This is a genomic window from Haloplanus ruber (assembly GCF_024494725.1).
Taxonomy (GTDB): Archaea; Halobacteriota; Halobacteria; order Halobacteriales; family Haloferacaceae; genus Haloplanus; species Haloplanus ruber.
The window spans coordinates 90783-102908 of record NZ_JANHDK010000006.1 but is presented as its reverse complement, the minus strand read 5'-3'; the positions used below and the strand labels follow the sequence as shown (position 1 = coordinate 102908).

The 12126-nt window shown below is 68.2% G+C and carries 15 protein-coding genes; 3 read left to right on the top strand and 12 right to left on the bottom strand.

All coding sequences use genetic code 11. The features are described 5' to 3' along the window. Positions 1 to 26 precede the first annotated feature (26 nt). The 5 genes from NO878_RS16415 to NO878_RS16395 form a co-directional block, all read right to left on the bottom strand. A complete protein-coding gene (locus tag NO878_RS16415; RefSeq protein ID WP_256407048.1) occupies positions 27 to 1001 on the bottom strand; it encodes an FAD:protein FMN transferase in 975 nt (324 codons plus the stop codon). Further along, positions 994 to 3282 carry a 4Fe-4S binding protein gene (locus NO878_RS16410; protein WP_256407047.1) on the bottom strand — a complete coding sequence of 763 codons (2289 nt, stop codon included), beginning with the start codon at positions 3280 to 3282 and terminating at the stop codon, positions 994 to 996. The genes NO878_RS16415 and NO878_RS16410 overlap by 8 nt, the downstream gene beginning before the upstream one ends. Continuing rightward, entirely contained in the window at positions 3279 to 3512 is a 234-nt protein-coding gene (locus tag NO878_RS16405; RefSeq protein WP_256407046.1) for a hypothetical protein, read from the bottom strand. The genes NO878_RS16410 and NO878_RS16405 overlap by 4 nt, the downstream gene beginning before the upstream one ends. A 102-nt stretch (positions 3513 to 3614) precedes the next feature. Then, positions 3615 to 5141, bottom strand: coding sequence for a glutamate-cysteine ligase family protein (locus NO878_RS16400; RefSeq protein WP_256407045.1), 1527 nt, complete (start codon positions 5139 to 5141; stop codon positions 3615 to 3617). Next, positions 5141 to 5959, bottom strand: a complete 819-nt coding sequence (locus NO878_RS16395; protein ID WP_256407044.1) for a PspA/IM30 family protein — start codon at positions 5957 to 5959, stop codon at positions 5141 to 5143. The genes NO878_RS16400 and NO878_RS16395 overlap by 1 nt, the downstream gene beginning before the upstream one ends. Positions 5960 to 6039: 80 nt before the next feature. Between NO878_RS16395 and NO878_RS16390 the strand changes: the two genes are divergently transcribed. Both NO878_RS16390 and NO878_RS16385 read left to right on the top strand, forming a co-directional pair. Continuing rightward, positions 6040 to 6624, top strand: a complete 585-nt coding sequence (locus NO878_RS16390; protein WP_256407043.1) for a dienelactone hydrolase family protein — start codon at positions 6040 to 6042, stop codon at positions 6622 to 6624. 42 nt (positions 6625 to 6666) lie between these two features. Beyond that, positions 6667 to 7197 carry a hypothetical protein gene (locus NO878_RS16385; RefSeq protein ID WP_256407042.1) on the top strand — a complete coding sequence of 177 codons (531 nt, stop codon included), beginning with the start codon at positions 6667 to 6669 and terminating at the stop codon, positions 7195 to 7197. Position 7198: 1 nt separating this feature from the next. Here the strand turns inward: NO878_RS16385 and NO878_RS16380 are convergent, their stop codons facing one another. From NO878_RS16380 to NO878_RS16360, 5 genes are all read right to left on the bottom strand, one after another. Further along, positions 7199 to 7450, bottom strand: a complete 252-nt coding sequence (locus NO878_RS16380) for a hypothetical protein (protein ID WP_256407041.1) — start codon at positions 7448 to 7450, stop codon at positions 7199 to 7201. 78 nt (positions 7451 to 7528) lie between these two features. Beyond that, entirely contained in the window at positions 7529 to 7852 is a 324-nt protein-coding gene (locus NO878_RS16375; RefSeq protein ID WP_256407040.1) for a transcription factor S, read from the bottom strand. 34 nt (positions 7853 to 7886) lie between these two features. Beyond that, positions 7887 to 8342, bottom strand: a complete 456-nt coding sequence (locus tag NO878_RS16370) for a DUF8135 domain-containing protein (RefSeq protein WP_256407039.1) — start codon at positions 8340 to 8342, stop codon at positions 7887 to 7889. Next, complete coding sequence (locus NO878_RS16365; RefSeq protein ID WP_256407038.1) at positions 8335 to 9225, bottom strand: hypothetical protein; 891 nt, start codon at positions 9223 to 9225, stop codon at positions 8335 to 8337. Before NO878_RS16365 ends, NO878_RS16370 begins: the two co-directional genes overlap by 8 nt. A gap of 41 nt (positions 9226 to 9266) precedes the next feature. After that, positions 9267 to 10103 carry an RAD55 family ATPase gene (locus tag NO878_RS16360; RefSeq protein WP_256407037.1) on the bottom strand — a complete coding sequence of 279 codons (837 nt, stop codon included), beginning with the start codon at positions 10101 to 10103 and terminating at the stop codon, positions 9267 to 9269. Between the two features lie 101 nt (positions 10104 to 10204). On the opposite strand from NO878_RS16360, the gene NO878_RS16355 reads away from it, so the two are divergent. Further along, entirely contained in the window at positions 10205 to 10744 is a 540-nt protein-coding gene (locus NO878_RS16355) for a type IV pilin domain-containing protein (protein WP_256407036.1), read from the top strand. 11 nt (positions 10745 to 10755) lie between these two features. Here NO878_RS16355 and NO878_RS16350 read toward each other — a convergent pair whose 3' ends face one another. Further along, complete coding sequence (locus NO878_RS16350) at positions 10756 to 11727, bottom strand: beta-ribofuranosylaminobenzene 5'-phosphate synthase family protein (protein WP_256407035.1); 972 nt, start codon at positions 11725 to 11727, stop codon at positions 10756 to 10758. 12 nt (positions 11728 to 11739) lie between these two features. Beyond that, entirely contained in the window at positions 11740 to 12063 is a 324-nt protein-coding gene (locus NO878_RS16345; protein WP_256407034.1) for a cupin domain-containing protein, read from the bottom strand. Between the last annotated feature and the right edge of the window lie 63 nt (positions 12064 to 12126).

Sequence of the window (12126 nt, the reverse complement as noted above, 5' to 3'; positions counted from 1 at the left end):
GGGACAGGACCGGTGATCGTGGCAGATCAGTCCGCGGCCAGTCGGTCGGCCCAGCCGTCGGTGCGGCGTCGGCCGCCGTCACGGGTGAGAAACAGGGCCGCGAGTCCGTCGCGAGCCTCGACGAGCGACGACGCACGGTCGTCGTCCATGACGAACGCGGCCGTCGAGTAGGCGTCGGCCGTCGTCGCGTCGGGCGCAACGACGGTGACGCTGGTATCAGTGGTTGGGGACTCCCCGGACCCGGGCGTGACGATGTGGTGGTCCGTTCGGTCCTCGTCGTAGTAGATGCGGTAGTCACCGGAGGTGGCGACGCCACCGCTGTCGAGACGGAGGGTTGCGGCGAGGCCGTCGCCACGCGGGTTCTCGACCCCGACGCGCCACCGCCCGTCTCCGCCGCCGAAGGCGCGAACGTCTCCGCTCGCCTCGATCAGGCCGGCATCGACCCAGTCGCGGAGGGTGGCAACGCCGGCGTCGACCACCGCACCCTTGGCGACGCCGTCGAGGGTGAGCGGCGTGGGCGTGCGGAGTTTCGAGTCGGCGACTGTGACCGAGTCGAACGTCGCGTCGGCGACCTGCCGACGGGCGTCACGCGGGTCGTCGTGACCGGACTCGTGGGCGGTCACCACCGGCAGGACGGTCGGATCGAACGCACCGTCGGTTCGGTCGTAGACCCGCTGGCAGCGACGGAGGAGTGCGACGAGCGACGGCGAGGGATCGGCGAGGACGCCCGCCTCGTTCAGGCGTGCCACCTCGCCCGCCGCGTCGTGGCGCGTGAACACCGATTCGAGACGATCCATCGCCGCGAACGCGCGTTCGACGCCGAGTTCGGCTCGGTCGGGGTCCCGCGTCACGGCGGTAACGGTGACGAGTCCACCCATCATGAGGCGGGTGCTCCGAACTTCCGTGATCTCTCCGCGGACGAGGAGCGTCCGCCCGAGGAGTCCGGCCCCCGCGGCGCCGCCGGCGGCCGTCAGGAACGACCGGCGGTCGAGTTCACGCATCGTCGTTCCCCCCGTCGAGCCAGGCTGATCCCGAACAGCCACACGACTCGTCCGACCCTGAACACCCGCACGACTCATCCGAACCCGAACACCCGCACGCTCCGTCCGACCCCGACGGGCCGCCGTCGCCCGCCGATTGCCGGACCATGTCGACGATGGTGCCCGCGGGAACGAGGTCGGAACTTCCTGCGTACGGCTCTGGGTCACCGCCGTCGGTCATGGTGTGCTCGTCGAGGATGCGGCGCTGTTCGCCCGTCCGATCCTCGGGGCGGATGCGCTCGATGAGCGCGGGGTCTCGCCAGGCATCGACCGTGAAGCCGTGTTCGTTGTCGTACTGGAGAACGACCGGACACCCTTCGGGATCGTAGTAGTTGTCGACACAGACCGAACACTGGAAACACTGGAAGCGGTCGATAGAGCCGTCGTCCTCGATGGCCTGGAACTCACAGTCGCTCTGGCATTTCACGCAGTCGCCACAGAGGTCGTATCGCTGGATCGGCTCTCGCTGGAGGACGTTCCCGAGCGCCAATCCGGCCCCAAGCGGGCAGAGGTACCGACAGTACGGCCGGAACATGAACGCCCCCGAGACGATGAGCACCGCCGACCAGCCGATGTAGACGGGATCGGTCACCAGCGACCGGTAGAAGGCGGCCTTGAACGGTTCGACCTTCGCTAGTGTCGCTCCGAGATCCGTCGAGATCACGAATCCAATCACGATGGCGATAAAGAGCGGGTAGCGGAGCTTCTCGAGTTTGACGTGGTACTCACGGGGGAGTTCGTACTCCCACGGAGTCAGCTTGTAGAGCAGTTCCGAGAGAGCCCCGAACGGACAGATCCACCCACAGAAGACACCACGTCCCCACTTCGGGATGACGAGCGCGATGCAGATGAACGTGATGGCGACGAGTGGGGCCGAGAAAAACAGCGCCCAGCGGAACCCGCCGGTGGTCGCCCACGAGACGATTTCGCGGACGAGGATGGCGATTTGCTGAGTGGTGGGCTGGGTCGGATGGTACCAGCCGATGAACGCAAGCGTCACCACCAAGGTGCCGATCCGCAGGCGGTTGGTCGTCCACCCCGCGCGTCGGCTGATCCGCGACCGAAAGCTGAAGACGCCGACGATTCCCGTCAGGAAGACGATGAGCGCGGCGGCCGCGGGCCAGTTGTCCTCCCACGCCGACTCGACCGTGCCGACCCACGCCGGCAGTGTCCGGGCGGCCACGGCGTCGACCGGGCGCCGAACCGCGAGTCCACCGGGGCCGTAGGTCCGGCTGAGACGCTCCCCGTCCACGGTCAGGCCGAGGACGAACGGGCGAGCGGTATCGAGACCCTCCTCGATCACCAGCGCGGCGCTCCAGTCGACGCCCTCGATCTGGGTCTCGTGGATCGGCGGCGCGTACGACCGGGTCCACTGGTGGAGGCGGAGTCGCTCCGGTCGTGCCGTCGACCCCGGAACGGTGAGGCCGACCCAGATGACCGTCGCGTTGGCGTCGGGGGGACCACCCTCCCGGTCGCCGAGTAGACTCTGCCTGACGGGATCGGACTCGATGGGCGCCGCATAGAGCGTCGGAGCGTCGTTCGCGCCGCCCGAGGCGTTCGCTCCCCCGGTGGTCCACCGAGCGAGCGCCGTTCCGCGTCCCAGGTCGCTGAGTGTCATGCGGCGTTCCGCGGACTGATTCGTCGCCGTCTCGTTGGCCGCCCCCCCGTCGAGCACCGACGACGAGACGATACCCTCCGATTTGGCCACGAGTCGGGCCGACCGCGTCACCGTCTCGATGGAGGCTCGGGTGGTCACCGACGCGCCGGTGAGCGCGTCGACGTGGTGCTCGTTCGCGTCGGGGTCACGAAGCGTGACATCTTGGGTGACCGACATTCCGACCATCTGGTAGCTGAACCGGCGCAGCCGTTGGATCGCCGAGGCGCGGTCGAAGAAGGGTTCGTGCTGTTCGACGAGTTCGACCCCACGGATGGTGCCGTTGGTGTCGAGTGCGACCAGAAACTCGATGGGTTCGTTACCGTATCCATCGACGTCGACGACGTTGCTCGTGAGGAAGACGTAGCCAGCGAGTTGTCGTTCGCCGTCGACCTGCCGGTAGGCCTCGACTGTCTGGTACTGCCCCGACGGCTCCGAGAAGTCGTCGACCCCCGGGTAGACCTTCGACAGACTCCGATCGGAGAACGGATCGTCGATGGTGGACCGGTCGACGGCTGTCGCCGGGGCCGGCATCGAGAGGACGAGTAAGAGGGCGAACGCGGCCGCGATCCAGTGGTGCCGGCTCACGGGCGTTGCCACGTCCCGACCCGGGTACAGGAGCGGTTCGGTACGCCGGTGACGACGTGGGACGTCCGACGGCGGTCGGCGCCGTCGGTGATCCGCGGCGTCACGAACCGGTGGCGACAGGTTCCGCTATCGTCGCCGGGACGTGCCCCGACCACCGGCGCTGGGTCCCGACACACGGCGGCGGTCTGGGGGCCACGGTCCTCGATCCCGAGGGGCGTTGTTTCGAACACGGTTCCCATCCAGACGCCATCTATGTTAATTATAGGGGAACGTTTCAGCGTGCTAGACAGTTTCACCGTTAGCCGTGCCCGGAAGGCCCGTGTAGCTCCCCCCTACCAGTCGACGAAGGGGGTCTCGCCGCCCGCCCGCTCGATGTAGTCGCGTTGCATCCGCTCGACCGCCTCGGGGAGGGTGTCGCCGTCGGCGACCGCCTCGCGGACGCGCGCTTTCTTCCACGCGCTCGGAACGGTCCCGTCGCGGCGGCGTTCGAGCGGTTCGAGGGAGGCGTCGATGGTGTCGTCGTCGAGACCGGCGTCCCGGAGGCCGCGACGCGCGTACGCGAACAGTTCGTCGTAGACGGTCTCGGGGTCGGTGGTTCGGTCGCCGTCGGCGGTCACCCACGCGAGGGGCGCGTCCGGGCCGTCGGCAACGACGTCGTAGAAGCAGTCGCGGGCCGCCGCCCACGGCAACTCGGTCAGCGGGTGATCCGCGGTGCCCAGTCCCCGGAGAAGGCCGACGACGAGCACCTGGACGGCAATGGTGTCCCGTACCGTCGGCTGTGTGGGGAGCGGGCGGTACTCGATGCGGAGGGACGCACCGTCCGGTTCAGTGCCGACGGGGTGCCCGCCGACGACACCTCGGACCCACCGCCAGTGGACGCCGCGCTTGTGGTCGTACTCGCGGATCGTCGCCCGGTACGGGCTGGTATTGGGGTCGTCGCCGTCCGCGAGCACCGGTGCGTACGTCTCGTCGGCGACCACGCGGTCGACCACGTCCGTTGCCTGCGCTACGTCGTCGGGAAATCGGACCTTCCCCTCGTCACGGGGTGCGTCGGCGTTGATGCTCCCCTCGAAGACGGGGACCCGGAGTTCGTGGGGCGTCGCGTCGATCACCGCGGGGTCGTCGTCGTAGCAGTCCGCTGGGAGGAAGGGGGCGTTGCTCGATAAGGAGAGTACTGGCCCCATCGTCCGAAGGGCGAGGTTGAAATAGCGGGGGAAGGTCTCGACGTCGGGGATCTGGAGGTGGGGCTGGATCGACGTCGCGAGCGACTCCATGAGGATCGTCGGATACGACAGGGAGACGCCGGGGACGTCGAGGGTGATCGATCCGTCGCTTCGCTCTAGGATCTCGTTGTCGAGGGCGACATAGCGGGGGTGGTGGCGCATGTTCTCGGCAACGACGACGCCATCGCGACGCTCGACGGACCCGAGGTAGGCGTCGGTTCCCTCGGCCGGCGGAATCGTCCACATGGCGTCAAGGACGGGCGCGAGGTCGACCTCCCCGAGCGCCGACGCCGCGGCGTCGACGTTCGCCCGGATACGCTCGGCTTGGTCGGCGATCCCTGCGGCGTCGAACGTCGTCGCCGCCGAGTTCACCTCGAAGTTGTGGACGCCGAGTTCCTTCCCACAGTCAGCGCGGTCGAAGACCGCCTCGGGGACCCGCGCGAGTCGCCCTGCGTCGTCGACGGCGTACCCTTCGAGTTCCATCCCGACCGCGAACTCGTCGGTGTCCAGACGGCCCGAGCGGATATCCGCCCGGATGCGCTCGGCCTGCTCGTCGACCCGGCGTTCGAATGCCGCCCGCGTCTCGGGGTCGGTCGACTCCGCTACGCCGCCGACGAGCGACGAGTCTGTGCCCATCAGGCCGATCCCTCGTCCTCGTCGTTTCGCAACTCGTCGAGTTCGGCTTCGATTGCCTCGTCGGCGGCGTCACCGTCGGCCGCGGCCGATCCCGCTGACTCACTCGTCCCCGTACGCTCGCTTTCGCCCAGTTCGCTCTTGAGCGTCTCCAGTTCCGCGTCCACCTCGCTTTCGGTCCGGCCGGCCGATAGCTGGCGATCGATCTCATCTTCGTCGGAGAGGGCGTCGTCGAAGGTCCCCGACTCCTGCAGTTCGTCCATCGCGGACGCACGGGCCTCCATGTCGTCGGTCCGCTCCTCGGCGCGCTCCAGTGCCCGGCCCACGTCGCTCATCTCGTCGCCGACGCCACTCATCGCCTCCGAGACGCGGGTCGACGCCTCCGCAGCCTCGTAGCGGGCCTTCATCGTCTCCTTTTTCGTCCGGAACTCTTCGATCCGGCTCTGCAGATCGTTTTTCTTCTCGACTAGGTCGTCCTGTGTCGACTGGAGGTCCGCAATCTGGCCCTCCAACTCCTCGATCTGGCTCATCTTCTCCTTTTTCTTCTCCAAGGCTCGCCGCGCCAGGTCGTCGCGGTCCTGTTGGACGGCCTCGCGTGCCTGCTCGTTGTGCTTCTCGACGTTCTCCTCCAGCCGGCGTTTCTGTATCTCTAGGCGCTTTTTCTGGGTCGTCAGGTCCGCGATGCCCTGTTTGACCTCCTGTAACTCGTCGCGCATCCGCTCGTAGGAGTAATCGAGCGTCTCCGTGGGGTCCTCGGCCCGATTCAGGAGGGCGCTGAGCTTCGACCGGACGACGTAGGAGGCCCGCGAGAGTATTCCCATACCCCCCGTTCGGGACGCGAGCCTTAAAATCTCACCCGCCGAACGGTGGGATTGAGGTGCCCGGCCGTCTATGGCCGGCCGTGCCGACCGAACGCGTCCACCTCCCCGGCGGCCGAGCGGGACGAGCGAGTCTGGACACCGACGCCGACGCCGACACCGTCGTCGTCGCCTGTCCTCCCCACCCCCAGCACGGCGGTGACCGCCACGACCCCCGTCTGACCGCCGTGAGCGATGCGCTCCCCGACCGGATCGACTGCCTGCGCTTCGACTACGGCCCCTGGGACGAGGGTCGGGGCGAACAGGCCGACGCCCGGACGGCCCTGGCGTGGGCCACCGACCGCTACAACCGGGTCGCGCTCTTCGGGTACAGTTTCGGTGGTGGGGTCGCCCTCCTGACCGCCGCCGAAACGCCCGTCGCCGTCGCCGCCCTCTCGCCGGTCGCCACCCTCGACGACGGAAGCGACGTCGCCGCCGCCACCGCCCGAATCGACGCGCCGCTATGGGTGGGATACGGCACTCGGGACGACACCGTCGACGCCGCAGCCGTCGCTGACGCGGTGGAAGAGAGGGGGACGGTAGCAACCTTCGCGGCCGATCACTTCTTCGTCGGCCAGGAGCGGACGGTCGGCGAGCAGGTGGCTGCCTTCTTCGCCGAGGTCATATAACACAGCCGACAGTACTTTGCGGCGGCGGCCGTACGCCAACCCGTGTCGCCGATACGTTGCACGCGACGGGCCGCTCTGGGACTGCTCGCGGCTGTCGTCGGACTCGCGGGCTGTGCCGGCGGGGACGGTGGCGACAGCGAAGCGTCACCGTCCAGCGCCGGGACGACGGGAGCGTCCACGGCGACGGCCGCAACCGACCTCGACCTCCGAGAGGCAAACGTCGTGGACGTTGCCGTCGAGTCGGGACCGGACGGTCACCAGTTCGACGTGACGCTGTACCACGACGACGACGGCGAGGCGGGGTACGCGAACTGGTGGCAGGTAGAGACGCTCGACGGCGACCGACTCGGTCGTCGTGACCTCGCACACGCCCACGGAACGCGGCGGTTCACGCGCTCGGCCACCGTCTCGGTGCCCGAGGGGGCGACCTGTGTCGTCGTCCGGGGCCACGACCGAACGCACGGCTACGGCGGACGGGCGGCGCTCGTAAACGTAGAAACGGGGGCGACCGACCCCGTCTCTCAGGGACCCGAGCGGGGATCGATGGCCGGTCGCGAGTGTCCGGGCGGGTGAGTTACTCCTCGGTGTCGGTCGTGTGTTCGTCCGCTTGCTCCTGTTGTGACAGTTTGAGGTACGCGGCGAATCCGAGGATGGTGCCGGGCCACAGGCCGACGAACTGGCCGCGTTGTTCGTCGCCGCGGACGTAGTAGTAGTAGAGGGCGAGGGCGACCGAACCGATGGACGCCAGCCCCGCGGGTCCGAGGCCGCTTTCTTCGAGTTCGTCCGCCAGTGCGTTCGTCGAATCGTCGTCGGTTGCTTGACTCACGTCCTTCAGTTGGGCCACAGACACATATACTGTCGGGCCGGGCCGACGAGTGGGAGAACGGGCAGTCGTGGGGCAGACTCAGTTGTACTCGCGCCACCGGTAGCCACACTCCTTGCACTTGAAGAATCGCGTTGGGGGTTCGTCGGCGGCGCCGGTCTGTTTGATTGTGTACCACGCCTCACCGTGTTCACACTCGTCGCAGACCACGTCGGTGGCCGTCGGTTTCCCCTCGAAGTCGGCACCCTCCTCGGTTTCGATCAGGTCGTCGTCGCTCTGAGATTCCGTAGAGACGAACTCGGCGGCGCGTTCCTCGTCGCGTTCGCTAGTGGCGCCACAGGAGGTACAGACCATCTCGCCGTCGCGGGTGACCATCATCGACCCGCAGTCGTCGCAGAACTGCATACCGACGGTAGCGGGGCCGGCCACAAAGGTCCGCTCATTCGAGGGGCGCGGCGTCCCGTTCCTCGGCGACGATGGGGCAGTTCCGGACCCGAAGGTGGTCGGCGTCGACCACCTCGAGGATAGTCGTTCCCTCGTGAGTGCAGGCCGTCTCCGGCGGGTCGGCGAAGTGGGGGCACCGCTGGCAGAACTTCCGCTTCGGAACGACAGCCTCCTCGTCGTCGTCGGGCGTCACCTCGGGGTCGGCACCCACGCCCACCTCCGTGTGGGTCTCGCGTTCCGTCTCGTCGTCGAACGCCGCCCACACGGCCTCCTCGTCGAGTTCGGGGACTTCGACCGATTCGAACGGGTCGTCGGTGGGGTCGAGGTCGACCTCGTCGGTCGCCTCGCGGGCCGCCTGCTTCTCGCGAACCTCGCGGGCCAAGTCGTCGAGGGGCGCGTCGTCGGGGTCGGCCTCGCCCGTGTCCGCCGCCTCGTCGTCGTCCTCAGACACCGCCAGCACCCCCGTCGCCGGCGCCGCCGTCGGTTTCCGTGTCGACGTCAAGCAGGTCGGCGGCGTCGTCGGGGCGCGCCCGGTCGTCGGTCCCGTCAGTCAGCGCGGGCCGGTCACCGGTGACCAGCGTGGCGCTGGCGAAAAAGCCGGTCGCGGGTTCGAAGTCGACGTAGGTGGCCTCGCAGTGAGGGCAGTGGGGACGAGAGAGCAGTCCGAGATCGATTGTCGCCCCGCAGTCGGCACAGGCCGCCGTGCGGGCGCCGTGTCGGTTGGCGGCCGTCCGCAGGGTGTCGACTGCCTCCCGGTCGTGTTCGGCGGCGGTGACACGCTGGAGATCCGAGCGCACGTCGACGACGGCGCCGGCTAGACGGGTGACCTTCCGGTCGAGGTCGTCGGTGACGTCGGTTAGATGCTCTAGGATCTCCTCGTAGTTCTCGAAGCCGCGTTCGAGACGCCGGTCGAGGCGTTCGACCCGCTCGTCGGCCGTTTCGGCGGCACTGTGGGCCGCATCGACCCGCGCGTCGAGGTCCGGATGGTCGTGGTCGCTGGGGGCCTTCGTGTCGGTCTCGCGTTTGACCTGGATCACTCGCTCGCGGACGTCTTCGATCTTCGTATCGAGGTCGTCCTCAACCGCGGCGACGCGGTCGTCGAGGGACTCGACCTGATCGTACATCTCGGCGACTCGCTCGGGGTCGACCCCCGGATCGAGCGGATCGGAATCGGGGGGTGTCCCGTCGGCGGCGTCGACTTCGGCGTCGAGCGCCCGGTAGACTCCCACGGCGTGGGCGAGGATCGCCTCGGGGTCTGTGTCGCGCTCGGCCGCCTTCCGTTCGATCCAGTCCCGGAGTTCGTCCGGGAAGGCTTCCGAGTGCTCGCCAGCCATTGTACGTGCCTAGTCGGGGCGTGACTTAAGTATCGGTCGGCCTAGCGGATCTTTCGGACGCCGCTCACGTCGAATCCGGCCTCGTGGACCTCCGTCTCGAAGCGGATGATGTTCTCATCCTCGAGGCGGGAGAGGACCCCCCGGAACTCCTTGACGAACATCGTCCGGGTGCGTTTCGATCCGCCGCTCTCCCACTCGAACTGCATGGTCCCGGAGGCGGCGTCCATCAGGTGGCCGAGTTCGGTCGGTTCGAGCGTTTCCTGTTGAACGAGCAAGAGGATGAGTCCACCCCAGTCGTAGGCTGCCTTCTGGATCCCCTTCATCAGCAGGGCGATGTCGCTCCAGGTCATGTCGTCGCTGACCGCGGCGACGAGGTCGGTGATGGAGTCGACGATTACGAGGTTGCCCGGCGCGTGCTCGCCCAGGTAGTCACCGAGGGCGCTCAGCGCACTCTCGAGACGCTCCCGCGTCGCCAGGTCACTCACCGACTGGGCCTCGCCGGCGTACCACTCTCGGGGGATCGGACTCAACTGGAAATACTCCGGTGAGAGGTCACGGAAGTGGATGTGTTCGACCGCCGAGCGGACGAGGTCCTCGTCCATCGTGTAGGCGAGTTCCTGGGCGAGGTGCTCACGGTCGGCGGTAAAGGAGACGTAGTGGACCTCGGGCGGCGGCTCAGCGCCCGCCTCCACGTCGCCATAGTGGAGTTCGAACGCGTCACGGTCGCCGTGATACAGGCCGTTCATCGCGGCGCTGGTGTGGAGAAACTCGCGGGCACCCGCACCCGCCTCCCCGGTCAGGAGGACGACACTCCCTGGGGGCGCGCCCCCGTCGATGATCGAGTCGAGTCGGGAGATTCCGAAGGGAACCCGGGCCATGCCCGCCGTAGGTCCGGTCGGGGGTTAGTCGTTGCGGCGCTCCTTCGGGCACCCGATGTCAACCGAGCAGGTTTATGTCGGTGCGTGAAAAGGTCTGTCTCATGGGGGGAGTTCTCGACGAATCGCGGGGTGTCTCTGCGGTCATCGGGTTGGTCCTGCTGGTCGCCGTCGTCGTGGTCCTCAGCGCAACTGTCACGGGCTACGTCCTCAGCGATGGGGGCGACGTCCCGCCGCCATCGCCGAGGATCAGCGTCTCACACACGACGGTCGACGACGGGGGCGACGCGACAGTCGCGGTGACGCTCGAAGGCGGCGACGCGGTCAGGACCAACCAACTCTACGTTATCGGGTCGAAGCCGCTGGATATCGGTGGCCCGCCGGGCAATTCACAGTCCGCGAACGATACGTACGCGAGCGAGCGAGAGAACTTCATCGAATCGTCCGGGGGGAGACCGCCACAGGTCGGAATCGGCGAGACCTGGGAGGCCGGCGAGACCATCTATCTGGATCCGGAAGGTGAAGCCGACGGCGTGACGATTCGCATCTACTGGAACACCGAGCCGATTCAGGACGTGAACCCAGGAACCGTCACGGGCGACGACTCGTACCAACTCGCCAAGTTCACCGTCTCGACGTCCTGACGAGGGCCGTGTCAGTCTGGGCCGTCAGCGCCCCGGTTTCGGCCTGCGGCGACGAAGACACGCCCGTCGACGTCCGCCGTCTCGAGGGCGCGTCGCCCCGCTTGTCGTGCCGTCGCGGCGCGGTCGGCGTCGGTTACGCCGTACACCGATGGTCCCCAAGAAGACTGCCCAGCACCGTACACCGCCGGGTCGTCGTCGAGGGCGGCGACGAGTTCGCCGGCCGGCGGCCGGTACACCCCACCCTGTTCGTCCGCGTACCAGGTGCCGTTAAGGCGTCCGACCTCGGCGACGGCGGCGCCGAAGCGCTCGGCCGAGCCCTCTGTGATCGCCGGCAACACCCGTCGGAGGACGACGCCCGCGAGGCGGTCGCTCGGCTCCGGCGCCGCCGACTCCACGGCCGAGCGCATGCTTCGATCCTCGGTGTCGCCGCTCGGCCCTGCGGGGCCGTCTGGGACGACGATCAGAAACCGCCAGTCGTCCGGAACAGGATGCCGGGCAGCGACTGGCGGGACCGACCACCGTCCGACCGCCGGCCGATCCGTCGTGAACCGGGCGGTCGGGTGGCCGGCATCGAGAACGAACCCGCCGTCCTCGAAGGCCGCAACGCCGACACCCGACCGGCCGCCACGGCCCAGGTCCGGGGCCTGTCCCCGAACGTCGACGGGTTGGTCGTGTGCGCGGGCGACGGCGACGAGTGTCGCGAGCGCGAACTGCGTTCCACTCCCCAAGCCGACGTGTCGGGGGAAGACTTCCTCGGCAGTCACCGCCGCGCCGTCGACGCCGAGTAGGTCGACCGCCCGCTCGGCGTACTCCCGGATCGAGTCCCGTTCACACCGGACGGTCTCGGCGGGCGACGCGGTGACCGTCACCGACGGTCGGTCGAGTGCGACGCCGAGGCTCCCGTAGAGACGCTCCCGTGCGAGACTCAGGTTACAGAAGCCGAAGTGAAGGCGGGCGTTGGCGGTGACCGTGACGCGTGTCATACTGCGGGCCGCTCACCCGGACCCGGGCAGGGGACAGAGACTGGCGGTGAAGGTTGCGACCTCGTCAGTCTCGTTGCGGGCGCCGTGGCGCACGCCGCGGTCGTGGTGGACGACACCAGGAGCTTCGATATCCTCCGCGGAATCGCCTTGAATCACCGTCACCGTCCCGTCGAGGACGTGAAAGACGTTCGTGCTGTCGCCGTGTTCGTGCGGGTCCAGTTCCGCGCCGGGACCGAGGGCGAAAGCCTTCACCAACACGTCGTCGTCGGCGACCAGTTCGGCCGTCACTACCTCCTCGGGGGCTGGATCGAGCGCCTCCAGTCGGTCGAGTGGCATAGGTACAGATCGGCCGCCCGCGTCTTAACGCTGCGGCTTCAGCGGTGCCGACCAGCGGCAGCG